The sequence below is a fragment of the Chryseobacterium sp. 22458 genome, assembly GCF_052044975.1.
Lineage (GTDB): Bacteria > Bacteroidota > Bacteroidia > Flavobacteriales > Weeksellaceae > Chryseobacterium.
Genome location: NZ_JBQEOA010000003.1, coordinates 18,298 through 43,729, shown reverse-complemented (window position 1 = coordinate 43,729; position 25,432 = coordinate 18,298). Strand labels below are relative to the sequence as shown.

22 protein-coding genes are annotated in these 25,432 nt (G+C 36.3%); 14 read left to right on the top strand and 8 right to left on the bottom strand.

Annotated features, from left to right (window positions below):
• Nucleotides 1-36: 36 nt before the first annotated feature.
• The 5 genes from ACTJJF_RS11095 to recJ all read right to left on the bottom strand — a co-directional run bounded on the left by ACTJJF_RS11095 (nucleotide 37) and on the right by recJ (nucleotide 7,852).
• Nucleotides 37-2,289, bottom strand: coding sequence for a TonB-dependent receptor domain-containing protein (locus tag ACTJJF_RS11095; RefSeq protein ID WP_440699707.1), 2,253 nt, complete (start codon nucleotides 2,287-2,289; stop codon nucleotides 37-39).
• A 44-nt stretch (nucleotides 2,290-2,333) separates the two neighbouring features.
• Nucleotides 2,334-4,592 (bottom strand): TonB-dependent receptor domain-containing protein, encoded by a 2,259-nt coding sequence (locus ACTJJF_RS11090; RefSeq protein ID WP_440699706.1) that lies wholly within the window; start codon nucleotides 4,590-4,592, stop codon nucleotides 2,334-2,336.
• A 241-nt stretch (nucleotides 4,593-4,833) separates the two neighbouring features.
• Nucleotides 4,834-5,172, bottom strand: coding sequence for a DUF3817 domain-containing protein (locus ACTJJF_RS11085; RefSeq protein ID WP_065400354.1), 339 nt, complete (start codon nucleotides 5,170-5,172; stop codon nucleotides 4,834-4,836).
• Nucleotides 5,173-5,443: 271 nt separating this feature from the next.
• Nucleotides 5,444-6,028 (bottom strand): nicotinate (nicotinamide) nucleotide adenylyltransferase, encoded by a 585-nt coding sequence (gene nadD, locus ACTJJF_RS11080; RefSeq protein ID WP_440699705.1) that lies wholly within the window; start codon nucleotides 6,026-6,028, stop codon nucleotides 5,444-5,446.
• 111 nt (nucleotides 6,029-6,139) lie between these two features.
• Nucleotides 6,140-7,852 (bottom strand): single-stranded-DNA-specific exonuclease RecJ, encoded by a 1,713-nt coding sequence (gene recJ, locus ACTJJF_RS11075; protein WP_440699704.1) that lies wholly within the window; start codon nucleotides 7,850-7,852, stop codon nucleotides 6,140-6,142.
• A 110-nt stretch (nucleotides 7,853-7,962) separates the two neighbouring features.
• On the opposite strand from recJ, the gene ACTJJF_RS11070 reads away from it, so the two are divergent.
• Nucleotides 7,963-8,775: a M48 family metallopeptidase gene (locus ACTJJF_RS11070; protein ID WP_312299986.1), complete on the top strand. Its 813-nt coding sequence runs from the start codon at nucleotides 7,963-7,965 to the stop codon at nucleotides 8,773-8,775.
• Nucleotides 8,776-9,077: 302 nt separating this feature from the next.
• Nucleotides 9,078-10,826 carry a T9SS type A sorting domain-containing protein gene (locus ACTJJF_RS11065; protein ID WP_440699703.1) on the top strand — a complete coding sequence of 583 codons (1,749 nt, stop codon included), beginning with the start codon at nucleotides 9,078-9,080 and terminating at the stop codon, nucleotides 10,824-10,826.
• Nucleotides 10,827-10,906: 80 nt separating this feature from the next.
• Here ACTJJF_RS11065 and ACTJJF_RS11060 read toward each other — a convergent pair whose 3' ends face one another.
• Entirely contained in the window at nucleotides 10,907-12,529 is a 1,623-nt protein-coding gene (locus ACTJJF_RS11060) for an ABC-F family ATP-binding cassette domain-containing protein (RefSeq protein ID WP_440699702.1), read from the bottom strand.
• A 121-nt stretch (nucleotides 12,530-12,650) separates the two neighbouring features.
• Between ACTJJF_RS11060 and smpB the strand changes: the two genes are divergently transcribed.
• From smpB to ACTJJF_RS11035, 5 genes are all read left to right on the top strand, one after another.
• Nucleotides 12,651-13,109, top strand: coding sequence for an SsrA-binding protein SmpB (smpB, locus tag ACTJJF_RS11055; protein ID WP_034694839.1), 459 nt, complete (start codon nucleotides 12,651-12,653; stop codon nucleotides 13,107-13,109).
• A 77-nt stretch (nucleotides 13,110-13,186) separates the two neighbouring features.
• Nucleotides 13,187-14,695, top strand: a complete 1,509-nt coding sequence (locus ACTJJF_RS11050; protein ID WP_440699701.1) for an OmpA family protein — start codon at nucleotides 13,187-13,189, stop codon at nucleotides 14,693-14,695.
• 94 nt (nucleotides 14,696-14,789) lie between these two features.
• Nucleotides 14,790-15,530, top strand: coding sequence for a YebC/PmpR family DNA-binding transcriptional regulator (locus tag ACTJJF_RS11045; RefSeq protein ID WP_065400360.1), 741 nt, complete (start codon nucleotides 14,790-14,792; stop codon nucleotides 15,528-15,530).
• Between the two features lie 142 nt (nucleotides 15,531-15,672).
• A complete protein-coding gene (locus ACTJJF_RS11040) occupies nucleotides 15,673-16,497 on the top strand; it encodes a UDP-2,3-diacylglucosamine diphosphatase (RefSeq protein WP_312299977.1) in 825 nt (274 codons plus the stop codon).
• Nucleotides 16,498-17,469, top strand: coding sequence for a glycosyltransferase family protein (locus ACTJJF_RS11035; protein WP_440699700.1), 972 nt, complete (start codon nucleotides 16,498-16,500; stop codon nucleotides 17,467-17,469).
• Here ACTJJF_RS11035 and ACTJJF_RS11030 read toward each other — a convergent pair.
• Entirely contained in the window at nucleotides 17,458-17,748 is a 291-nt protein-coding gene (locus ACTJJF_RS11030) for a GNAT family N-acetyltransferase (RefSeq protein WP_440699699.1), read from the bottom strand. The genes ACTJJF_RS11035 and ACTJJF_RS11030 overlap by 12 nt on opposite strands.
• A 60-nt stretch (nucleotides 17,749-17,808) precedes the next feature.
• On the bottom strand, nucleotides 17,809-18,555 hold the full coding sequence (locus ACTJJF_RS11025) for an RDD family protein (RefSeq protein WP_440699698.1): 747 nt from the start codon (nucleotides 18,553-18,555) through the stop codon (nucleotides 17,809-17,811).
• Nucleotides 18,556-18,582: 27 nt separating this feature from the next.
• Between ACTJJF_RS11025 and ACTJJF_RS11020 the strand changes: the two genes are divergently transcribed.
• From ACTJJF_RS11020 to ACTJJF_RS10990, 7 genes are all read left to right on the top strand, one after another.
• Complete coding sequence (locus ACTJJF_RS11020; RefSeq protein ID WP_440699697.1) at nucleotides 18,583-19,572, top strand: stage II sporulation protein M; 990 nt, start codon at nucleotides 18,583-18,585, stop codon at nucleotides 19,570-19,572.
• The gene (locus tag ACTJJF_RS11015; protein ID WP_440699696.1) at nucleotides 19,556-20,518 is read left to right on the top strand and encodes a DUF4013 domain-containing protein; all 963 of its coding nucleotides are present in this window, start codon (nucleotides 19,556-19,558) and stop codon (nucleotides 20,516-20,518) included. The genes ACTJJF_RS11020 and ACTJJF_RS11015 overlap by 17 nt, the downstream gene beginning before the upstream one ends.
• Nucleotides 20,511-21,299, top strand: a complete 789-nt coding sequence (locus ACTJJF_RS11010) for a DUF4129 domain-containing protein (protein ID WP_440699695.1) — start codon at nucleotides 20,511-20,513, stop codon at nucleotides 21,297-21,299. The genes ACTJJF_RS11015 and ACTJJF_RS11010 overlap by 8 nt, the downstream gene beginning before the upstream one ends.
• Nucleotides 21,300-21,310: 11 nt before the next feature.
• A complete protein-coding gene (locus ACTJJF_RS11005) occupies nucleotides 21,311-22,468 on the top strand; it encodes a DUF4350 domain-containing protein (RefSeq protein ID WP_440699694.1) in 1,158 nt (385 codons plus the stop codon).
• Between the two features lie 71 nt (nucleotides 22,469-22,539).
• Nucleotides 22,540-23,571 (top strand): AAA family ATPase, encoded by a 1,032-nt coding sequence (locus ACTJJF_RS11000; RefSeq protein WP_440699693.1) that lies wholly within the window; start codon nucleotides 22,540-22,542, stop codon nucleotides 23,569-23,571.
• 55 nt (nucleotides 23,572-23,626) lie between these two features.
• The gene (locus ACTJJF_RS10995; protein ID WP_440699692.1) at nucleotides 23,627-24,949 is read left to right on the top strand and encodes a DUF58 domain-containing protein; all 1,323 of its coding nucleotides are present in this window, start codon (nucleotides 23,627-23,629) and stop codon (nucleotides 24,947-24,949) included.
• Between the two features lie 52 nt (nucleotides 24,950-25,001).
• On the top strand, nucleotides 25,002-25,421 hold the full coding sequence (locus ACTJJF_RS10990) for an OsmC family protein (RefSeq protein ID WP_312299958.1): 420 nt from the start codon (nucleotides 25,002-25,004) through the stop codon (nucleotides 25,419-25,421).
• The last annotated feature ends 11 nt before the right edge of the window (nucleotides 25,422-25,432 follow it).

Here is a 25,432-nt window from a genome sequence, read left to right as displayed (position 1 = left end):
ACAAAATAATTAATTGAATATGAAGAAAGATATATTTTATCTGGTTCTGCTCTTAATAGAATCTGACGCCCCTTCAATGTCTCTTACCTTTTTCACTTTTTTGTTTCCGAAATTATAGGTAAGGCTTACTGTTACGCTTCTGTTGTAACGGTTCTGATGAATGTAATTATAGTTTCCGTTAGCCTGATAATCTTCAATTTTCACGATATTGGTATTTAAAATATCATTCACATTCACAGCAAAGGTCCAGTCGTTCCAGAGTTTCTTTATACTAAGATCCAGGCTCATCAGGTTTTTCAGTGAACCAAGCTCAATCTGCTGACGGTCTACAAAGAAATAATTAAGACCGAAGAACCAGGTTTTGGCTTTATCCAGGCGGATGGTATTGTTGGTCTGGATCAGGAGACTGGTGGAATTCGTTTTGTTGGTATAGACGATATATTCACCTTCCCTGTTTTTGAAACGGTCGCCGGTAGTAGGGTCAGTATCAAGACTTCCGTTATTGATGTTATGCTGAATCCCGATATTGAAGTTGGTTGTCCAGTATTGTTTAAAGAAAGACTTTTGAATTCCTACCATTGCAGACATTTCCTGCTTATTTCCGAAATTGGTTCTGATGTATCTGAGAACAGGATTTTCACCTACAGTGCCGTCGGGTGACACAGGATATCCCTGCAGCGGAACCTGGGTAATGGCATCCTGAATGTAAGAATGGTTCAGAATAAGGAAATAAGAGTTTTTATACATATAGGTCAGCTCCTGGTTGTAAGTGGAAGATGCTTTTACAAATGGGTTGTTCTGGGTATAATTATCATCGGTAAGGATATTTTTCACCGGATTCAGTTCCCAGAAGCTGGGTCTTCTCATTCTGCTTGAAAAGGAATACGAAATATTATTTTTATCATTGATGGCATAGTTGAAGCTCAGATAAGGAAGTATATTTTTATAATTTCTTTCAATCCTTTTCAATGCATCAGTAGGAGCGTTGTCTGAAGTTCCCAGACTATTGGTAATTTCGTATCTGGCACCTATTTTTCCGGAAATTTTATCCGAGAATTTTTTCTCTGCCGTTACATAGAAACCGTAAATGTTTTCATCATAGATAAAATGGTTGGGCCTTGGATCCGGATCTTTTGCAGGATCAAAAAAATAAGTGATGTTTTTAGAATCGTTGTCTGTTTTGGTTTTGTTGTAGTTTCCTCCTACGGAAATAGTCAGGTCATTTTTAAATTTCTGAATATAATCAGCCATTCCGGAGAAATTGTTGATAATCTGTGGCAGATTCTGAATCACCTGTGTAGAGTTCTTTCCTATGCCCATATTAGCATCAGAAATAAAAGTTTTGTTATCTGTAAACTGGAATCTTCTGTAATTAAGGTAGGCCGCATTTAAATTCAATTTACTGCCCAATGAATCTGTTTTCAGCTCATAATTTAAATTCAGTGAATTGTTATAAGACCTTGCATCTTCCCTGTTTTTAGACCAGGTATATCTTGTGCCGTCATCATCTTTGATCGTATTAAAAAGATTGACTGTTGAATTATAGCTTTTATTGGCCCATGTGTTCCAGGACAGAGCAAGATTGCTGTTATCATTCAGTTGATAGTCGATGTTCAGATAACCCCCGATGTTTTTGTTCGGATCATCAATGTCTCCTGTAGATTCGTTAGAAGTGCTGGCGGTTCCGTTTCTTAAAGTATAGGTCTGAGCCTCAATGTTCTCTCCTCCGCTAAGGCTGGCACTTACACCCAGTTTCCCTTTTCTGTAGTTGGCAGAGAAGCTGGCCTGGCTTCCGTTGTATTTATTGGTGGTATTAGACATTCTCATATTTCCGTTGAGACCGTCACTCATTTTTTTCTTTAAAACGATATTGATGATTCCGTCAGATGATTCTACCTGAAATTCACTTCCCGGAACGGTAATGACTTCAATTTTCTGAATATTCTCAGCCGGAGTATTTTTCAGGAACTGAACCAGAGATTCAGCATCCATATTGCTTTTTCTGCCATTGATGTAGATCAGGGCATTGTTTTTTCCTGCGATTTTCAATGTCTTATCATCCGTAGATGACAATAATGGGGTCTGCTTCAGGAGATCAAAAGTTGTGTTTCCTTTGGCAACAGGAGAGGCTGCAACATCATATACAAAACGGTCGCTTTGTTTTTTAAAGACCTGTTTGGTAAGAGTGATGCCTTCTATGCTTTTTGTTTTTACCGTATCGGATTTCTTTTCCTGGGCAAAGGCAAAAGTCCCGAAAATTAAGGCTATGGATAAGAGAGTGCGTTTCATTTTTATGGTATTTGAGAGTGGTTGATGTGATAAGTTTTTATAGATCAGGTTCTTGATTTTACAGCGTCATTGGCTGATTTCATCTCCCTTGCTTTTTTCAGTTTCTGATTTCCGAAATTGTATGTAACCCCGATGCTTATTAGCCTTGGATAATTGAAGTTGGTAATATTATTATATTTCCCGTTAGGCTGTATTCCTTCAACTCTGTAAAAACTTTGATTAAACATGTCGTTGACCTCTGCTACAACAGTCCAGTCACCAAGAATTTTTTTCAGGCTGAGATCGAAGCTTTGTCTTGATCCTATGGTGCCTCCTTCCATAGCCACTTTACTTCCGAAGAAATAATTAACCCCTAAAAACCAGTCTTTTTTGGAAGAGAGACGTATAATATTATTGATGGTTACAGACATATTGTAGTTTTTAACATCTACAATATAAGGTTCAAGTTCCTCTGTTTCGTATGGCCCTAGCTGGGAAGTTGGGTCCTGCCAAACTCCTCCTGTAAAGGTATTATAGCTCAGATTCATAGAATAATTGGTCGTCCATATATCGTTAAACCAGGATTTATTCATTCCAAGTGTTAAATTGATTTCCCTGTTCTTACCATAATTGGTTCTTATATATCTCAGGAACCTCGTTTTTTCCATGATCATATTTCCTTGCTGATTGTAGATAATATTACCATTTTCATCTCTTTTAGGCTTGGTTAAAATACCCTGTAGAGGAAGCAGGTCAGAAGCAGCAGCATCTTCTACCATATTAAAACTAAGATTGGCATAGAAAGCATTCTTGTACATATAGTTCAATTCCTGATTATAAAATTTGGCAGCCAGTACAAATGGATTATTCTGTGTATAATTGTCAGGAGTGAAATACGTTCTGGACGGATTCAGCTCCCAGAATCTCGGTCTTCTGATTCTGCTGGAAAAAGTATAGCTCAGGTTGTGATCAGAATTGATGGCATAGTTAAGGTTCAGGTAAGGCAACAGGTTATTATAATTTCTTTCAAAACCCGTTTTCCCCAGAATATCTCCTGTACTTCTTGTCATTTCATAGCGGGCGCCTATTTTTCCGGATAACTTTTCAGATAATTTTCTTTCGTAGTTCAAATAGATCCCTAAAATATTTTCCTTGTAAATGAAATGATTCGTCTGTTTGGAATCCGGTACAAAACCCCCGTTCTGTAATACATCCTGTCTGGTATCGTTATCGGTATTGGTGTGATTATAACTGATTCCCATGAGCCATGTTGCCCCTTTTGACGTTTTTTTCAGATAATCGATATTGGCTGCGTAATTGTTAATGATCTGTGGTACTGATTGATGCAGGGCAGAATACTTGTTATTCTTGTCATTGTTCAAAGGAAAACTTTCGTTAAAGCTTACCTTGTCCCTGTTAAACCATAGATAAGAAACATTAGAGGTCAGTTTACTGCCGATAGAATCCGTTTTTATTTCATAATTTAAATTGAATGAGTGATTTCTGGTTTGGGCATCCTCGTGATTTACAGTTCTGTTAGATAGCTGTCCGTTTTGCCAGTTTGTCATATCCAGAACAGAGTTGAAGCTCTTGTTGTATCTCATATTATAAGACAGCCCCAGACTTTGTTTCTTGCTGATCTCATAATCAATATTGAAGCCGCCGCCGAAATTTTTATTCGGATCATCATTAGACCCGTAAGACTCATTTCTGAAAGTAGGATCTCCGTTAGACAGCGTATACTTTTGTCTTTCCGTCCAGCTGCCCATTCTGAAATTAGAATTCCCGGACCATTTTCCCTGCCTGAAATTGAAAGAACCTCCCGCATTAGGGTTGTTGTAATAACCCTGCTCATTCTGCATTTTCATAGTTCCGTTATAGCCGTTATTCTTGTTTTTCTTCATGACAATATTGATAACCCCTTCCTTAGATTCTACCTGGAACTCACTTCCGGGAACCGTAATCACTTCTATTTTCTGGATATCCTCTGACGGAGTAGATTTCAGCATTTCGATCAATGCCTCAGAATCCATATTGGTTTTCTTGTTGTTGATGTAAATGATAGCATCAGATTTTCCTAAAATCTTCAGTGTTTTTCCATCGATGCTGGAAATCATCGGGGTCTGCTTCAAAAGGTTGAATGTATTGGTTCCTTTGGCAATAGGAGAAGCTGCCACATCATACACCAGGCGGTCACCCTGCTTTTTGAAAACCTGTTTCTTAATATTGACAGCCTCAATGCTGTTAACCTTCAAACTGTCTTTTTTCTGAGCTGCAACAAGTCCGCTGAAAAATAGGGCTGCAATAAAAATTTGAGTTTTCATGATTATTATTTTTTAATTAATAGCTTGTATGGTTTGTTATTTAACATTACAAAGATATGTAATAAATTTAGTATCATGCAATACAAAGTACTTAAAAATATTTTTAAATAAATATAACATTCTGATTTTCAGTTAATAAAAATTCATATTAAAAAAATGATTGTCTGAACTTTCTGTATAATAAGACAACTGTAACAATAATTTTGTTACAGCAAAACTTGAAATTTTATGAAAAATAATTTTATTCTCTGTCGAATTGAGCCAGTTTTTTATCTACCCAAACCGTTGCAAAAGGAAAAAATGCAGCGAGTAAAGCAAACACAAAATCTTCATCATCCCAATGATAAATTTTTCTGGCAGGTAGACAGAGTAAAAGATAAAGTGTAAAAAATAAGCCGTGTAAACTACCAATAACGCTGATGAAAATAATAGAATAAAGATTCTCATCATACCGGATCCAGATCATGGCCACACAATAGAGTAATACACAAGAAATAGCTTCTGCAAGACAAATTTGCTTAAACCATCTGATGATTTTTTCCTGAGGATATTTTGAGAAAAATTTTTCGATGAAGTTCATGAATAACTATTTATAATGTATAAAAAATGAGGTCTCACACTTTATCGGATAGCCTCTGTAGTTTGCAGGGGCAAATTTAGTGGTTTTTATAAACTTTTTAAGCTCTTTTTCAAAATAAGGAATATATTTTCTGTTATTCTCAGGGTAAATGTTGTGTTGAAATTCAGCTTCCTTTAAAGGATTGCCTTTTTCATCCAACATTAATGTAACAACAGTAACTGAATGGTGTTTTTGAGAATCAGGATCAACATTCACATTAAAAGAGCTCCTGCTACTTGTAAAAACTGCTTCCGTCCAAATAGTCAAAAACCTCTGGAGGCAGCATAGGTCTTACATTCTTACCTTCTTTTATCATATTGCGGATCTCTGTAGCAGAAAGTTCTATTACAGGAGCCTTGATCAGGGAAATATTGTCATGCTGTAAATATTCGGAATCCTTTTTTTCTCCTTCAAAAACTCTGGGATACACAATGATATGGTGATTTTCGATCAGAATATCAGAGTTTTTCCACTTGTGAAGACTATCCAGGTTATCTTTACCCATGATCAGGCTGAAAGAATAGTCCGGATGTTTTTCATGAAGGTAGGTAAGGGTGTCGATCGTATAACTGGGTTTCGGTAAAGAAAATTCTACATTCGAAGCCCTCATATTAGGATAGTTCTTTACGGCAAGCTGCACCATATCAAGCCTGTTATGGTCTTTCAGCAAAGATTTTTTATCCTTAAAAGGGTTTTGCGGGCTTACTACAAACCAAAGTTCATCCATATCGGAATTTTCCAGAATATAATTGGCCAGAATAAGATGCCCGATATGAATAGGGTTGAAAGACCCAAAAAATAAACCGATTTTTTTCATTTTTTGTTAATAGTAGGTAGCAGATAACAGGTGACAACAGTTTAGGGTATAAAAATAAGGTTATTAGGTGTAAGGAATTTTAAATTTATTTACCTAAATCCTGCAAGCTTTTTACTCCCTGAATTTCACATCTTTGATATTGAGATAATGCGTTACATTGCCTTTCCAGTGATTTTCCTCAAGGGTGAATGCCAGATCGAAATTTTTATTTTTAAAATCTTCAACAAATTGCCCCAGCTTGAAGCCGACACATTCTATATTTCTTCCCGTAGATTCCTGTTTGATATAAAATTTCAGGTGATTGTTGTCCTTTCCCATTGTTTTTACATAGCCGGAAAGCTTCTGATTAGTCAATGTGAAGATAGGTTTCATATTATGAGGTCCGAAAGGAGCCAGCTTTCTGTGGAAGTTGATAAACTCCCTGTTGATTTCATCAATGCTGATTTCAGTATCAATACTGATAGACGGTTCCTTCTGATGTTCCTTAATTTTTTCAGAAACAATTTTCTCAAACTTTTCTTTGAACGCCGCAAACTTCTCTTTCTCCATTGAAAGTCCTGCCGCAGCATGATGTCCCCCGAATTTAAGGAAGTATTCCGAACACATATCAAGCGCTTCATGTACGTCAAAATCAGAAACCGATCTTGCAGAAGCCACCATTTCTCCGTTATTACCATCAGTAAATACAAGAGTAGGCTTATAGTAAGTTTCAATCAATCTGGAAGCTACAATACCAATGACTCCTTTATTCCATTCAGGGTGGTAAACGATAGTGGTATGTTTGGTTTCCTGCTGGGATTCTATGATCTGGTTTAAAGCAGAAAGGGTAGAATTCATATCCAGCTCACGTCTTTCATCGTTGAGGTTCATGATGTCATTCACGATCTGGTTGGCATGCTTCAGGTTGTCAGAAACCATAAGCTCTACAGCAGCTTTACCGTGTGAAATTCTTCCGGCAGCGTTGATTTTTGGGGCAATCTCAAAAACAATATTTGAAATTTCAAAATGAGAAAGTTTATCCTCAGGAATCAATAATCGCAATCCAAGATTTCTGGTCTTTCTGAGCGTTTTTAATCCCATTTTGGCCAGAACCCTGTTTTCTCCTGTCATGGAGACAATATCGGCTGCAATCGAAATGGCAAGAAGATCTGTAAGTTCAAACAATTCCGCTTCCGGAATTTTATAGATGGTATTCAGGCCCTGGCAGAGTTTGAAGCCTACACCGCATCCCGAAAGCTCTTTAAAAGGGTATCGGCAGTCACTTCTTTTAGGATCAAGTACTGCTGCGGCATCAGGAATTTCTTCTCCCGGAAGGTGATGGTCACAGATAATGAAATCAATACCAAGATCAGAAGCATAATTGATCATATCAATGGCCTTGATTCCACAGTCCAGGGCAATGATTAATGAAAAGCCGTTTTCTTTGGCAAAATCAATTCCTTCCGTAGAAATTCCGTACCCTTCAGAATTTCTGTCCGGGATATAGTAATCCAGGTATTTTTTCTCAACAATTTTGCTGAGGTATAGGTACATCAAAGCAACTGCTGTGGTTCCGTCCACATCATAATCGCCATATACCAGTATTTTTTCACCATTTTCAATAGCTGTTGCAATACGCTCTACGGCTTTTTGCATGTCTGCCATTAAAAACGGGTTGTGTATATCGTTAAGGTTTGGTTTGAAAAATTCTCTCGCCTTCTGATAATTGTCAATTCCTCTTAGAACGAGAAGTTTAGATTCAAAAGTACCAAAACCAAGTGACGAACTTAGTCCGTCCACAATTTCCTCATCGGGTTCGGGCTTATAAATCCATTTTTGACTCATGTTCACAAAAATAAGGAAAAAAAATAGCATTCCGTAAAGAACGAGACTTAAGTTTTGCCTTAATAATTGTTAAAAATTAATTATCTTCGTGCTCCAAATTTTAAATGATTATGAAAAAAATTACTGTATGCCTTATGTTATTAGGGGCAATGCATTCGATCAATGCACAGAAAATCAATCTTGGCAAAGCAGCCGGAATAGTTTCGAATGGTGCAAAAGCTTTAACATTTACCAACGAAGATGCCATTAAGTTATCCAAAGAATCTGTAGATTGGATGGATAAAAACAATCCTGTAGCCGGACCAAAAGATCCGTATACTGTAAGACTGAATAAACTTTTTGGAAAGCACAAATCTCAGGACGGGCTGAACCTGAATTACAAAGTGTATAAAGTAAAGGATATTAACGCCTTTGCCTGTGCAGACGGAAGTGTTCGTGTATTCTCTTCTCTAATGGATATTATGACTGATAACGAGCTATTGGCTGTAATTGGTCACGAGATCGGTCACGTTAAGAATCAGGATACCAAAGATGCCATGAAATCAGCTTATCTGAAAGCGGCGGCATTGGATGCTGCATCATCTGCGTCATCAGCAGTAGCTACCCTTAATGATAGCCAGGTAGGGAAAATGGCCAATGCATTCTTAGATGCTTCTCATAGCAAAAAACAGGAATCTGAGGCAGATACCTATTCTTATGATTTCATGAAAGCCAACAAATATGATGTGGTAGGAGCATATACTGCTTTCAAAAAATTAGCCTTGCTTTCACAGGGAAGTACACAGACCGGTTTTGAGAAAATGTTCAATTCTCATCCGGACAGTGAAAAAAGAGCCCAGGCGATCAAAAAGAGAGCCGAAAAAGACGGTTTATGGAAAGATCCGGGAACAGTAGCTATTCCAACAACGAAACTTACAAAATAATTATTTTATTTATTGTTTAAACGAAAATACCTCAAAGCATTGCTTTGAGGTATTTTGTTCAATACAGATAACTATTTGAAAAATAGAATAATAAAGTTTGCAATTTTTTTAAATAACAGAAATCTAAATAAGAGGAAAAAATATTCATTAAAATATAAAATATCAGATTCAGAATATTTTAAAAATTAATTATTATAATATAATTTTTATATTGTTTTATTGATTTAAATATGTTAATAATAGTTAATATATTATTTATTTGATTTTTAAATTTATATTTGTATTGTATAAAAATATAAATAATGAATAAAAAAATTACATTTTGTCTGTTGGGCTTTATGGCTGCTTTTCTTTGCAGTAAAATCAATGCCCAGAATTATCAAACCTTAAATGTTACAAGCGGTTATAACGAAGACCTGATTGCAAATGGAGCAGGTGCTGCTTCATCAAGTACCACTCAAAGTGTAGATGATCCGGCTAATGGATTTGTATTTATGTCAAAAGACTTTGTCAATGCTTCAGGAGCTAGCCCTGCATCAGGGCTTCCGGATAATGGATTGATCAATTCTGAAAATACATCAGGATTATCGTTTCAATTGGGCTCTTATAGCTCTAATAATTCCTTAAGGCTTTTAAATGCAAATGATTCCGGAACTTTATCATTTGATTCTACTCCAAAAGCTTCTAAATTATATATACTGGCAACTACAGGAAGTGGAAATTCTGTAGCGGATATTCTTGTGACTTTTACAGATGGAACATCTCAAACTTTTGTTGATAATTCTGTGAGTGACTGGTACTGGGGAAGTTTCTTTACAATAAAGGGCATTGGTAGAGTAAGCCGTATCAGTGATAATATTGAAAACGATACATATAACCCGCGATTGTACGAGATCACTTTGCCAATAAGTGCAGCTAATCAGACTAAAAATATAGCAAACGTTAAAGTAACTAAAACTTCATCAGGATCAGAGATATTGAATGTGTTTGGTTTTTCTTATCTAGCTGCAAACAGTTGTATAACGCCGGATAATATAACTTCATCGAATGTAACTTCAAATTCTGCTACCATTTCATGGAGTCCGGTACCAGCAAGCTCTTCTTATGAAATCTACAGGAGTACAAACAATACGCCTCCAATCCATTCAACTGTACCTACGATTACAGGGGTTACGGGATCATCAATAAATATTCCGGGGCTTTCTCCGAATACTTTATACTATGTTTGGGTAAGAAATAATTGCGGAGCGGGAAGCACAAGTGATTGGAGTTCTTTGGTTAGTTTTACAACGGCTTGTGATGCTGTAGATGTGCCTTATTTAGAGAATTTTAATGCGGTGAATAATTACAGTATTCCTGCATGTACTTCAATGCAGTCAACGGGCTTCTTTGGAGGATGGAGTGTGTCTGACCTTACTGGTGTTGTTCCGGGATTTGATTCTAATGGCATTTTTTGCAGTATGTATAGCATGGCTGATTCTGATGCTTGGTTTTATACGCAAGGTATTAATCTGCAGGCAGGAACAAGCTATACACTCAGCTTTATTTATGCTAATTATCAAAGCCCGCAAAGCTTAAAGGTGGCATATGGTGAATCACCTGTTGATACATCTATGGTCAATATTATTGCTGACTACCCTGACGTGAATGTAACATCAGCAACAACAGCAACATTTACCGTTACTCCCATATCTACAGGTGTTTATTATTTCGGATTTCAAAATTATACCCCGGCTGCTAATGTTAATATGTCAGGAACGATTATGTTGGATGATATTTCAGTTACACAATCTAATTTAAGTACTCAGGATAGTGAATTTCAGAATAATAATGTGGATGTATATCCTAATCCGACATCAGACTATTTACAGATAAGAAGCAAAAAGAAAATTACAGAAGCTAAAATATTTGACGTTTCAGGTAAGCTAGTCTTATCATCCGATAAAATTGATCAGAAAATAGATGTTTCTCAGTTAATCAAAGGGGTGTATATCCTTTCTTTCAAAAGTATTGACGGAACATTCTCTCGTCATAAGTTTATTAAAAATTAATAAGCTTATTTAAGTGTTTTTATGAAAATAGCTACTCTGAAAAGAGTAGCTATTTGTTTTATAAATAAAAGCTTCAGTGATTAAGAATACATTTTTTCTCTTAATTCTTTTACCTTTTTATCAGCAAGGTATTCGTCATAAGTCATTTCTCTGTCGATGATTCCGGTAGGAGTCAGTTCGATGATCCTGTTACAGACTGTTGATAGCATTTCGTGGTCATGAGATGCCAGTAAAATATTTCCTTTGAAGTTAGACAGTGAGTTGTTCAGTGTCGTGATACTTTCAAGATCTAAGTGGTTGGTAGGTTCATCTAATAAAAGAACGTTAGCTTTCTGAAGCATCATTCTACTGAACATACATCTCATTTTTTCACCTCCGGAAAGTACTTTACAAGACTTTAGCGCTTCATCACCAGAGAATAGCATTCTTCCTAAGAATCCTCTTACAAATTCTTCGTGACGCTCTTCATCATTTTTAGTGAATTGTCTCAGCCAGTCTACAAGACTTTGGTCTTCCTGGAAGAACTTTGTGTTATCCAGTGGCATGTGAGATTGAGTTGTTGTAACACCCCAGGCAACAGATCCTTTGTCTGCTTCAACGTTTCCAGCTAAAATTTCGAAGAATTCCGTAATCGCTAAAGAGTTTTTAGAAAGTACTGCTACTTTATCTCCCTTTTTAAGATTTAAGTCGATATTAGAGAATAATAATTCGCCATCTTTTGTTTTCTCAAGACCTTTTACATCAAGAATCTGATCTCCTGCCTCTCTTTCCATTTCAAAAATGATGGCAGGATATCTTCTTGAAGAAGGTTTGATATCGTCAATGTTTAATTTGTCGATCATTTTCTTTCTTGCAGTAGCCTGCTTAGCTTTCGCTACGTTTGAGCTGAATCTAGCAATAAAGTCCTGAAGTTCTTTTTTCTTCTCTTCAGCTTTTTTATTAGCCTGAGCTCTCTGTCTTGTTGCCAGCTGGGAAGCCTGATACCAGAAAGAGTAGTTACCTGTATAAAGGTTAAGCTTAGAGTAATCAAGGTCTCCAATGTGCGTACAAACTGTATCAAGGAAGTGACGGTCGTGAGATACTACGATTACGGTATTTTCATAATCAGCAAGGAAATCCTCCAGCCAAGAGATTGTGTCAATATCAAGGTCGTTGGTAGGCTCATCCAGAATCAATACGTCAGGATTTCCGAAAAGTGCCTGTGCCAAAAGAACTTTTACTTTGTCCTTGTTCTCAAGCTCACTCATCAGCTGCCAGTGCATGTCATCAGAAATACCTACGTTTGAAAGCATGGTCTGTGCATCAGATTCTGCAGTCCATCCTCCCATTTCGTCATAGATTACACCTAGTTCACCGGCTTTAATCCCGTCTTCATCAGAGAAATCTTCTTTTGCGTATAACGCATCCATTTCCTCTTTTATCTCAAATAATCTCTTATTACCTCTTAAAACAGCTTCAAGAACAGTATACTGATCATAAGCAAAGTGATCCTGCTCCAAAACTGACATTCTTTTCCCTGGTTCCAGAGATACGTTACCTGTTGTCGGATCCTGCTTTCCTGTTAATATTTTAAGGAATGTGGACTTTCCCGCTCCGTTTGCTCCGATAATTCCGTAGCAGTTTCCTTTGGTAAACATAATATTTACCTCGTCAAAAAGAACTCTTTTCCCGAATTGTAAAGATAAGTTAGATACTGTTAACATATAGTTTTGTAAATTTGGCGCAAAAATACAAAAAGAATTTGGGTATTTTGTAATAATATAATAGTCAAGTTTTTAAATGTATCGTATTTTTTATATATTTCATTAACGAAATTTTAAAATGATGAAGATTGAGAAAACAGTTAGCATATTAAACAAAAGAGCCCGCTTTGAATATGAAATTCTTGAAGAATATGAAGCCGGAATGGTTTTGACAGGTACAGAAATAAAATCTTTACGTTCATCCAAAGCATCCATCACAGAATCCTTCTGTCAGTTTATTGATGGGGAATTATACATCATTAATATGATGATTGATGAGTATAAATTAGGAACTTTTTACAATCACAAAACAAAAAGGGAACGGAAATTGCTCTTGCACAAAAAAGAATTGCAAAAACTTGAAAAAAAGTTAAAAGATGCAGGAAATACGATTATACCTTTGAAATTATATATCACTGATCGGGGCAAAGCAAAGGTGCTGATAGCACTTGGTAGAGGGAAAAAGCTTTTCGATAAAAGAGAGGCGATAAAAGATAGAGAAAATAAACGGAACCTGGACAGAATATTAAAGAAAAGTTAAAAATCATTTGAAAAACTTTGTATATAAAGAAAAATTATATTTATTTTGCATTATCAATTATTTAATCATTTAATTCTATGAAAAATCTAAAATTAGGAATTTCAGCATTGGCGCTTACTGTCGCTTCTACTGTTTTCGCACAGACTACCAACAATCCGTGGTTGATCGGAGTTGGTGCTCACGCTGAAAACCATGTAGCAGCACGTTCTACGTTTAGTAATACGTTCTCTGCTAAAAATTTAACGAAGAGAATGTTCAATATGAACAACTTCTCTATCACACCTCCATTATCTAAGTTAACAGTTGCTAGAAACATTGGAAAAGGTTTAGTAATTGACTGGCAAACTTCTGTTGGAAATGTTGAAAACAAAAGATTCAACATGGGGAAAGAATTTTTCCTAATGACAGGTATTGGTTTCCAGGCTAAAGCTGCTGGTCTTTTATGGAACGAAGAATCTTGGTTTGATCCATACTTAAGAGTTGGTGCTAACTATTTAAGACACGACTATACTGCACTTACTTTCCCAAGAACAAGTGTTGATGCTAACGGTAATGCTATCGAAACTGTTCAAAATGGAAAAGATGGTAACGAGAATGGTAAAGCTAACCACTTTGCTTTAGCTACAGGTGCTGGTGCTAACTTCTGGGTAACTAAAAACTTCGGTCTTGGTATCCAGGGAGATTATGTATCAACTCCAGGTGACAAATCTACAGTTGCTAACTTCTGGCAAGCTTCTGCTTCTATCTTATTCAGATTCGGAAACAGAGATAGAGATAAGGATGGTATCCTAGATAAAGACGATCTTTGTCCAGATACACCAGGTTTACCAGAATTCCAGGGATGTCCTGATACAGATGGTGATGGAGTTCCAGATAAAGATGATCAATGTCCAGAAGTGGCTGGTCCAGTTGAAAACAACGGATGTCCTTGGCCAGATACAGACGGTGACGGTGTAATCGATAAAGATGATGCTTGTCCTACTGTAGCAGGTCCTGCTGAAAACAACGGTTGTCCTTGGCCAGATACAGACGGTGACGGTATCCTAGATAAAGATGATGCTTGTCCTACTGTTCCAGGTCTTCCTGAATACAACGGATGTCCTAAGCCAAAAGAAGTAACAGCTACTGACGTTGAAAAGAATCTTAAGAGTGTATACTTTGATTTCAACAAAGCTACAATTAAGCCTGAATCTAAAGGTGCTTTAGATACTGCTTCTGAAATCATTAAGAAAGATGGGGGTAGATTCCTATTAGTTGGAGAAACTGACAAAAAAGGAAGTGATGCTTACAACTTGAAATTATCTAAAGAAAGAGCTGCTTCTGTAGTTGCTGCTTTAGATGCAAGAGGTGTAGATACTAATGCATTAAAATCAGTAGGTATCGGAGAGCAAAATGCTAAAGTTGCAGAAACTGCATCTGATGCTGAAAGACAAGCTGATAGAAAAGTAACTGTTAGATACATTGGTGATGACAGTGAATGGAACAAATATCAGAAATCTGATGTTGCTCCAGTGAAAAAAGCTACTAAAAAAGCTACTAAAAAAGCTCCAGCTAAGAAAAAAGCTGCTGCTAAAAAGAAAAAATAATTAATTTTTCTAAATAATGAATACCTCCAATTTTTTTGGAGGTATTTTTTTTTTGTTGACTTTTAAGTAATTTTGTTGAAATTTAAAATATAAAATGGGAAGAGCATTTGAATATAGAAAAGCTTCTAAAATGGCCAGATGGGATAAGATGGCCAAGACATTCTCTAAAATAGGAAAAGATATTGCACTGGCTGTAAAAGCCGGAGGAACAGATCCTGAATCTAACCCTGCATTGAGAAGATGCATCCAGAACGCAAAAGGGGCAAACATGCCTAAAGACAACGTAGAAAGAGCCATCAAGAAGGCAAGTGGTGCTGATGCTGAAAACTATGAAGAAATCACTTACGAAGGATACGGACAGGGAGGTGTTGCTTTCTTTGTAGAATGTACTACAAACAATACTACAAGAACGGTAGCAAACGTAAGAGCAATTTTTAACAAGTTCGACGGAAACCTTGGGAAAAATGGTGAACTGGCATTTATCTTTGATAGAAAAGGTATTTTTACCATTGATCTGGCTCAGGTTAAAATGGAATGGGATGACTTTGAAATGGAAATGATTGACGGAGGTGCAGAAGATGTGGAAAAAGACGAAGAAGAAGTAATGATTACCACTGCCTTTGAAGATTTCGGTTCTTTATCTCATAAATTAGATGAGCTTGGAATTGAAGCAAAGAGTGCAGAACTTCAAAGAATTCCGAACAATACAAAAGAAGTAAACGAAGAGCAGTTCAAAGCCAATATGAAAATGCTTGAGCGCTTCGAAGATGATGATGATGTTCAGAATGTTTACCACAATATGGAAATCACAGAAGAGTTGATGAACTCTTTATAAAAAATAATATAGCATTCATATACAGTTAACTTTCAATTAGTTTCTTTGCACAAAACTATGAAACGTCTTGCCGTGTTTTTTACATAAACAGGAAATACCGAGACGTTCCATCCGGCCAAATTAAAAAGCTGAAAATATACGGATGAAAAGAAACGTTGAATTAGTTGTTATATCGGATGTTCATTTGGGAACTTATGGATGTAAGGCTAAAGAATTGTTGCGATACCTCAACTCTATACAGCCTAAAACTTTAGTTCTGAATGGAGATATCATTGATATCTGGCAGTTCAAAAAGTCTTACTTCCCTAAACCTCATCTGAAAGTGATCAGAAAGATACTTTCATTCGCTACCAAAAATACAGATGTCTATTATATTACAGGCAATCATGATGAAATGTTCCGGAAATTCACTGATTTTGAACTTGGAAAACTTAAAGTCTGTAATAAGATCTGCCTGAATATTGATCAGAAAAAAACTTGGATATTTCATGGCGATGTTTTCGATGCATCCGTCCAACATTCTAAATGGATCGCCAAACTTGGCGGAAAAGGATATGATCTCTTAATTATTATCAATAATGTTGTAAATTGGTTCTTGGAGAAAATGGGTAAAGAAAAATATTCATTCTCAAAAAAAATCAAAAACAATGTGAAAAAAGCAGTAAAATATATCGGTGATTTTGAACTTACAGCTTCTGAACTTGCCATTGACAATCAATATGATTATGTGGTTTGCGGACATATCCATCAGCCACAGATCCGTGAAGTAAGCAATAAAAAAGGCTCATGTACTTATCTGAATTCAGGAGACTGGATTGAGAATCTCTCCGCATTAGAATATCATGATAAAGAATGGAAAATCTTCTACTATGATGAGCATAAACATTTGCTGAATGATGATGAAATGGAGGAGATTCAGGATATGGATCCCTCAGCGCTTTTGAAAATAGTAACCAATTTTTCCTAAATGAAGGTTCTTTATGCATTCCAGGGAACTGGAAACGGGCATGTGGCCAGGGCACAGGAGATTATTCCTATTCTGAAAAAATATGCTTCGGTGGATACCCTGATCAGTGGCCATCAATCGCAATTAAAGGCCGGGTTTGATATTGATTTTCAATATAAAGGAATTTCTCTTCTTTATAATAAAACAGGCGGTTTATCATATCTTAAAACATTTACGGAAAATAAATTTTTAGAAGCAGCCAGGATCATAAAACAGCTTGATCTTTCCGGGTATGATCTAATTATTAATGATTACGAGCCATTAACAGGTTGGGCTTCCAAATTAAAGAAGCTTCCTATGATAGAACTTAGCCATCAGGCATCAATGAGTTTTCCTGAGACCCCGAAACCTTTAAAAAAGGATTTTCTGGGAGAAATGATTTTAAAGTATTATGTTCCCAGTGAAAGAAAAATAGGATTCCATTTTGAAAATTACCATCCACAGATAAAAAAGCCGGTCATCAGAAGAAAGATCCGTAATCTTAACCCTTACAAACAGGGGTATTATCTTGTTTATCTTCCAAGCTTTGCAGATGAGAATATTATCAGGGTTTTAAAGAAGATTCCTGTGGAGTGGAAGGTGTTCTCGAAATATAGTAAGGTGCGTGTGAGAGTGAAAAATGTTGAAGTATTTCCTATTGACGAAAATGAATACCTGAAATATTTTGAAGGCTGTGATGGAATTTTATGCAATGCGGGTTTTGAGACTCCTGCAGAAGCACTTTTTATGGATAAAAAATTATTTGTAATCCCTATTCATAACCAATACGAGCAGGAATGTAATGCCTGTGCACTGGATAAAATGGGAATCCCTAATTCCAAAAGTTTAAAGCTTCAGGAAATTATGGAATGGGTAGCCTCAGATCATCATCTGAAAGTCGACTACCCTGATGATATTGAAGAAATACTCAGGAATGAAGTTCTAATTCTTTGAAAAAATATCTTCCACATCATTCATTCTCATCATTACAGATCTTGCATAGGAACAATGAGGATAAACCTTCCAGTTATTTTCCCTTGAAAATCTGATGGCTTCCTCAACTAAATATTTTCCCATTCCTCTGCCTTCAAATTCAGGATGTACCAATACAAAGGAAATGATCAGTTTATGATCTTCGGGGAAGATGGTATAGGTAAGTCTCCCTACTTCTTTTATTTCATTATTTAAAGTAAGGACGCCACCGTTTCCGGATTTATTGTTTTCAAATTTCATAAATCAGATTTTATTAATAAAGATACAAAAAATAGACCGTCGGTTTATAGATGCGTTGAATTACTCTTTCCCTGTATAGTAGTTATAATCTTTAATGATAATACTGATAAACTGCCTTTCAGTCATTTTTGTGGGATCAATTTCCAGTTTCAGGATATTTTTGATTTTGTCGGAAAGCTTAGTGATAATCTGGCGGTCATCCACTTTCAGTGCTTTGGTATAATTGTCTTTAATGATCCTCATATCATTATCACTTAATGCAATTACCTGAGGGAAGGAAGGGACATAATCTTCCTTGATATTTTCTAAGATGGTATGAGAGATGTTAATATTATTTTTTAAAGAAATGACAGCCGTACCGGAAGCGATATCTCCCAGCCTTTGGTTATTTTTGGAAACAACCATTGAAATTAAACCTACAATTCCCGCAAAAGAAACGTCTACAATTCTGAAGATCCAGCGGATCATATAATCTCCGAAACTGGCCTGGTAGCCATCAATCTTCACTACTCTTATTTTCATAAGTCTTTTACCCGGAGTCTGCCCTTCCATCAAGCTTTCCAGAACGACAGGGTAGATATAAACGGGAAAAGTAAGAATGATGTAAACAGCCCGTACAGACCATTCATCCAGTCCGTTTAATAAATATCCCAAATCGAAAATATTGAAGAACAGATAAAGTATAGCAACGATATAGGCAACCCTTATCAGAAGATCAACAATGAATGCAAGCATTCTTTCTCCTATACTGGCAATAGTGAAGCTGATATTTACATTTTGTGAGGTATTTATCGCAATTTGAGACATAATTTTTATTATTTTAGCCTTACAGTTATGAGAGAAGTTTATTTCATTAAACAAAATAAAGAAAAATGGTTGGGAATAGAACAGGTTATTGATGGGAAAATAAAAAAAAATCCTGATGACCTGTCTTCGTTATATATAAACCTGATCAATGATCTTTCTTTTGCCCAGACTTATTATCCCAAAAGTAATACAACGGTCTACCTGAATCATCTGTCTTCTCAGATTTTTCAAAAGATCTATAAAACGAAAAGGGTAGAAGAAAACCGGCTGATTTATTTTTTCAGAACGGAAGTTCCTTTACTGGTATATCATTACCGGAGGTATCTGTTGTATGCTTTTCTGTTTTTTACGCTGTTCACTTCTATCGGAGTGCTTTCTGCAATCTATGACAAAAGTTTCTTAGCAGTTGCCATTCCCAATGGAGAATCCTACGTGAATGAAACCATAGAAAATATAAAAAAAGGAAATGCCGTTGCTGTATACGAGAGCGGTTCTACCTGGGGAAGTACGATAGGGATTATCTTCAATAATATCCAGGTAGGAGCGAAGTTATATATTTATGGGATTACGGGAGGAATAGGGACTTTATTTGCGCTGCTTTCCAACAGCGTGATGCTTGGGGCCTTTCAGTACTTTTTTTATGACTACGGAGCTTTAAAAGACAGTGCCAGGGGAATCTGGCTGCATGGAGTATTTGAAATCTTTGCCATGGTCATTGAGGCTATGTGCGGGTTGATTCTTGGGGCATCTATTTTATTTCCCAGGACTTTTTCAAGATTCAATTCTTTTAAAAAAGGATTTAAAGATTCATTTAAAATATTTCTCAGTACCATTCCTTTCACAATTTGTGCCGGAATTATAGAAGGTTATGTGACCAGACATGCGTTGAGAATGCCTTTGATGGTGAATTTGCTTATTATTTTCGGATCCCTTGCAATCGTCATTTTTTACTATATTGTATATCCGTCTGTTGTCAATAAAAAAACTAATAAAAACATCAATGATACAATTTTATAAAAAAAGAGATTTCGGAACTTTCATCAGTGATAGTTTCAACTTCTTTAAACTCTATGGGAAGAACTACTTTAAGAGCTACCTGCTGATCAATGGTTTACTGTTAATCTTAATGGTAGTAGTGGTTATCTTTGGATATAGAGAACTTTTTTCTCAGATTTTCGGATCCAATATGAATGGTGATACCTATTATTTTGAAAAATATTTTTCCGATAACGCAGGAATGCTGATCGCAGTGGCTTTACTTACTTTTCTGCTTTTTATGATACTTGCCATTGTCAGTTATCTGTTTCCTGTTTTTTATCTTAAAAGAATTGCACAGGGAGCCAATAGCATAAAGACCGATGAAATTGTAGGAGACTTTAAAAATAACGCCGGAAAAATAGCCAAGCTGTGTATTGGTCTGATTTTTATTGTCACTCCATTAGCTTTTTTCGTGATGGGATTTTCTTATATTCTGATATTTCTGATTATAGGAATTTTCCTCATATTCCTTATTTATCCTACACTGTTCAATGTTATTACATTTCTGATGTATGATTATTTCAATTCGGACAGAAGATTTTTTGAAAGCCTTAGTTATTCCATACGGGCGCAGTTCTCCTATCCGAACGGAAGAGAGAAATCACCTTATTGGAAGTATTGGGGAGGATCTATCATCATGATTACCATTATCTCCATTATTTCTTCGGTATTCACTTATATTCCGCTTATATTCTTTTACGGAGCTGTACTGACATCTGCCCCGGACGGTAAGTTTGAACAGAATCCCTTTACCGGCGCTACAGGAATTGTATTTTTTGTATTTTATGGAATTTCTATGCTGTTATCATTCTTTCTTTCCAATCTCATGTACGTGAATGTCGGACTGATGTATTACGACAGCAGAACAGATCTTCATCAGAAAGTAGAACTTGAAGAAATAGATACCATCGGGATCAATGAATAAGATTTTTTTCATACTGTTTTTTCTTTCTCTTGGGCTCGTTCGTGCTCAGGACAACGGACCTGCGGAAGATGACCTTGTAGACTCCCTTTATACCACCGGGCACTACAGGAATATGCTGCGTGCCGATTCGGTATTGGTTAAAAATCCGGTTTCGGAAAATGTGGTCTATCCCAAGCAATTCAAAGAAAATGTTCCGTCAAGGTATAAAGGCAACGAGTTTGATTATTCGGTGTCAAAACCTAAAGAATCTTTCGGGCAAAAACTGATGCGGAAAATAAATAAATTGCTGCAAAGTATTTTCGGGGAAACAGCATTTACAAAATCCCTGGAGTTTACCGGACTTCTTATTCGTCTGTTTGTCATTATTCTTGTAGGATTTCTGCTTTATTTTATCATCAGATATATTCTTGGAAAAGACGGGAACTTCATTTTTGGAAAGAAAAACAAAAAACTGGACCTGAATGTAGAGGAACTCCATGAAAACATCCATGAGATTAATTTTCCTGAAAGTATAGCCGGATTTGAACATGCAGGAGATTATCGTTCAGCAATACGGTATCAGTTTCTGTTTATTTTGAAAAAATTAAGTGATAAAAAGCTGATCACCTGGAATCCGGAAAAAACCAATAAAGACTATGCTGCAGAGCTGAAAGCCGCCCATCTTAAGCAGGACTTCTCAGAACTTTCCTATATTTTCGATTATGTCTGGTATGGAGAGTTCAATATTGAAGAACAAAGCTATCAGAAATTTAAAAACAAATATCAGGCATTTAAACCCTAACCCTATCAACCATGAACAAAACTTTCAAAATATATGCTGTAATCTTCATCATTGTGATGATTATTCTGGCGTTGCTTGAAGTTAATAAAAAAGAGACCGTCAACTGGCGTAAGAATTTCGATATTCATGAAAAATCTCCTTTCGGCCTGTTTGTTTTCAATAATGAAGCGAAAAACCTCTTTAAGAATAACCTGAAGAGAATGGAGCAGGCTCCTTACGAATATTATAGCCGGAATCAAAAAGGCCCTCATAATATAATGGTCATCGAAAATGAATTGGATGCAGCATCCTGGAAAAAAATTCTGGAACAGGTTTCAGAAGGATCTGATGCAATGCTGATGGTAAGCCGTATGCCTAAAGAAGTTTCAGACAGTATAGGATATTATGATTCGGAAATCTCATTTGAAGAAGAAAATGTACTGAAACTTACAGATAAGAAATATCAGAATGATTTTATTAAATTAGATAAACTTCCGTCAGGAAGAGGATTTTCGTTTATCAAGCCCGGAGTTCAGGTATTAGGAAAAACAGTGGAAAAAAGAAATACGGACCAGGCGAATTTTATTAAAGTGAAATTCGGAAAAGGAAATATTTATGTTCATAGCGAACCTCTTTTTCTCACCAATTACTACCTGCTGAAACCCGGAAATATAAAATATGCACAGGATGTTTTTTCTTATCTTCAGGATAGGGAAACCCTATGGTTTGTAAAAAGTAACAGTAAAGAATCCCGTTTCTTTATGAGATTCATACTCTCAAATCCGGCACTGAAATATGCATGGTGGGTTTTACTCGGAGGATTGGTATTGTTTATTTTTTTTAATGCCAAAAGAAAGCAGAGAATTGTGCCGGTAATAGAACCTTTGAAAAACACATCACTGGAATTTGTAAAAAGCATCGGAAATCTTTATCTTCAGGAGGGTGATTTTCATGATATGATGGCAAAGAAAGCCCAGTATTTCCTGAATAAGGTAAGAATGGATTTACTCATCGATACCCAGAGCCTGGATGAAGAATTTGCCAAAAAACTTCAGTTGAAAACAGGAAAGCCTATGGAAATGATCAATGAAGCTATTCATCTTATTAAAAAAGCCCAGGATTCTTACGCCGGAGTAATGAAAGAAGACCTTGTAAGGATCAATAAACTGCTTGATGAAATTTTAAAATAAAACAGCAAAGAGTCCCAACGGGACGATTTAACAAAAGATAGGACACCGTCCTATTAAAAAAATAAAAAATTATGGAAAACCTTGATAACCCGAACATAGAAAATCAAACTTCTATAAATCTTAATAAAAGTGAAGATCAGTTTCAGTCAAGAATAGATATGATTGAACTTCGTGCAAGTCTCGATAAAGTAAAAGCTGAGATTGGAAAAGTCATTGTAGGGCAGGAGAGTATGATTGAACATCTTCTGGCGGCATTACTTTCAAATGGGCACGTCCTTATTGAAGGTGTCCCGGGAGTAGCCAAAACAATTACAGCAAAATTATTAGCAAAGACCATTGATGTAGGATTCAGCAGAATTCAGTTTACACCGGATCTGATGCCTTCTGATATTTTGGGAACCTCAGTTTTCAGTGTAAAGAACTCGGAGTTTGAATTTAAAAAAGGACCTGTCTTTTCCAATTTCATATTGATTGATGAAATCAACAGATCGCCTGCCAAAACTCAGTCAGCCTTGTTTGAAGTTATGGAAGAAAGACAGATCACAATGGATGGTACCCGGTATATCATGGAAGACCCGTTCCTTGTTATTGCCACCCAAAACCCGATAGAGCATGAAGGAACTTACAGACTTCCTGAAGCCCAGCTAGACCGTTTCCTGTTCAAAATCAATGTAGGATACCCTAACCTTCAGCAGGAAATTGCGATCATAAAAAATCAGCATGAAAGCAAAAAAGAAGATAAAACAGAAGGGATTAATCATGTCATTACAGCAGAACAGCTGAAAAACTATCAGCATCTTGTAAAAGAAATAGTTGTGGAAACACAGCTGATGGAATATATTGCTAAAATTATTATCAACACAAGAGAAAACCAGTTTTTATATTTGGGAGCCTCTCCAAGAGCCTCATTAGCCCTTCTTACCGCTTCAAAAGCCTTTGCAGCCTTAAGAGGAAGAGATTTTGTAACCCCTGAAGATATTAAAGAAGCGAGTTATGCAGTCCTGAGACACCGTGTAATTGTTTCTCCTGAAAGAGAAATGGAAGGTCTTACAGCAGACGAAATTATACGCCAGATTTTAGAAGGAATAGAAATTCCGAGGTGAAAAAGCTAATAAACGACCATCTAAAACCTTTCACCCGCAACCTGTAACCTAAACAATGAAAAACTTATACATCAATACACGTTTCTTCTTTACACTCATCGGAGTGGGGGTGTTGTATGTTCTGGCATTTTTCTTTCCGGTCCTGATGTGGGGAGCTCACATTGCCTTATTGATCTGCTTCCTCGCAGCTATGGTAGATTATCTCCTGCTTTTTAATCAGAAGAATGCACTGCAGGCTCAGAGGATATTGCCTGAAAAACTGTCTAATGGCGATGAGAATTTTGTAAAAATTGATATCAAAAATAATTACAGTTTTAAAATCAATACAAGAATTATTGATGAGATCCCGTTCCAGTTTCAGAAAAGGGACTTTTCAATTGAGAAAAAGATAGACTCCGGTGCCAATACCTTTTTTCAATATACATTAGAACCTAAAGAAAGAGGCGAATACCATTTTGGAGGTTTGAATATCTATGCTTCTTCACCTTTGGGATTCGTTTCAAGGAGATATACTTTTCAGAAAGATGCGGCACTGCCAGCTTACCCGTCATTTATCCATCTCAGAAAATATGAACTGATGGCCTTGCAAAGCGAATTTCTGATGGGTGGGATCAAGAGAGTCAGAAAATTGGGGCACACCATGGAATTTGAGCAGATCAAAGAATATGTTCCCGGAGATGATATCAGAACCATCAACTGGAAAGCAACTTCTAAAACCAACCGACTTATGGTCAATCAGTTTCAGGATGAAAAATCACAGCGTATTTTTATGCTGATTGATAAAGGAAGAACGATGAAAATGCCTTTCAACGGACTCAGCCTTCTGGATTATTCAATCAATGCTGCAATGGCATTATCACATATTATTATCCGAAAAGGAGACAGGGCAGGGATGATGACCTTCTCAAAAAAGGCAGAGAATAAAATTGCGGCCGATAATAAATCAGGACAGCTGAAAAAAATATCAGAAGCCCTTTATAATATTAAAACCGATTTCTTTGAAAGTGATTTCAACCGCTTGTATCAGGATGTAAAATATTCCGTCAATCAAAGAAGCCTTATTTTGCTTTTTACTAATTTTGAAACGCTGGACGGGCTTAACCGCCAATTGAAATACCTTCGTGGAATCGCCAAAAACCATTTACTGGTAGTCGTATTTTTCAAAAATGCTGAATTACAGACACTGATCAACAAAAACCCTGAAAATATGCAGGAAATCTATGATGAGATTGTGGCTGAAAAATTTGAATTCGAAAAAAAACTGATCATTCAGGAACTCCGTAAATATGGAATTTATACCGTATATACGCTTCCTGAAAATTTAAATATCGATGTTATCAATAAATATCTGGAGATAAAAGCAAGAGGAATTTTATAACTTTGCAATAAGCAATAAGCAATAAGCAATAAGCAATAAGCAATAAGCAATAATGAAAATAACACTTAACAGAATAAACGACGATTTTTTATTTGAATGTACAAACTCTCAGGGCAATTCTATTCTTTTGGATAACACTTCCCAGCCGGGAGCAAAAGGAGTTTCTCCGATGGAAAGTGTACTGATGGCAGTAGCAGGATGCAGCGGGATTGATGTGGTTTCTATTTTAAAAAAGCAGCGTCAGGAGATCAGAAGCTTTCAGGCGGAAGTAGAAGGAGAGAGAGTACAGGTAGATGATGCGAAGCCTTTTAAATCAATCAATGTGAAATTCCTTTTAGAAGGTGAAATTGATCCTAAAAAGGCACTGAAAGCTGCAGAACTATCTTTTGAGAAATACTGTTCCGTATCAAAAACATTAGAACCGAATGTAGAAATAGGATACGAAGTCTATGTAAATGGAGAAAAAATTTAATCTCTTATTTA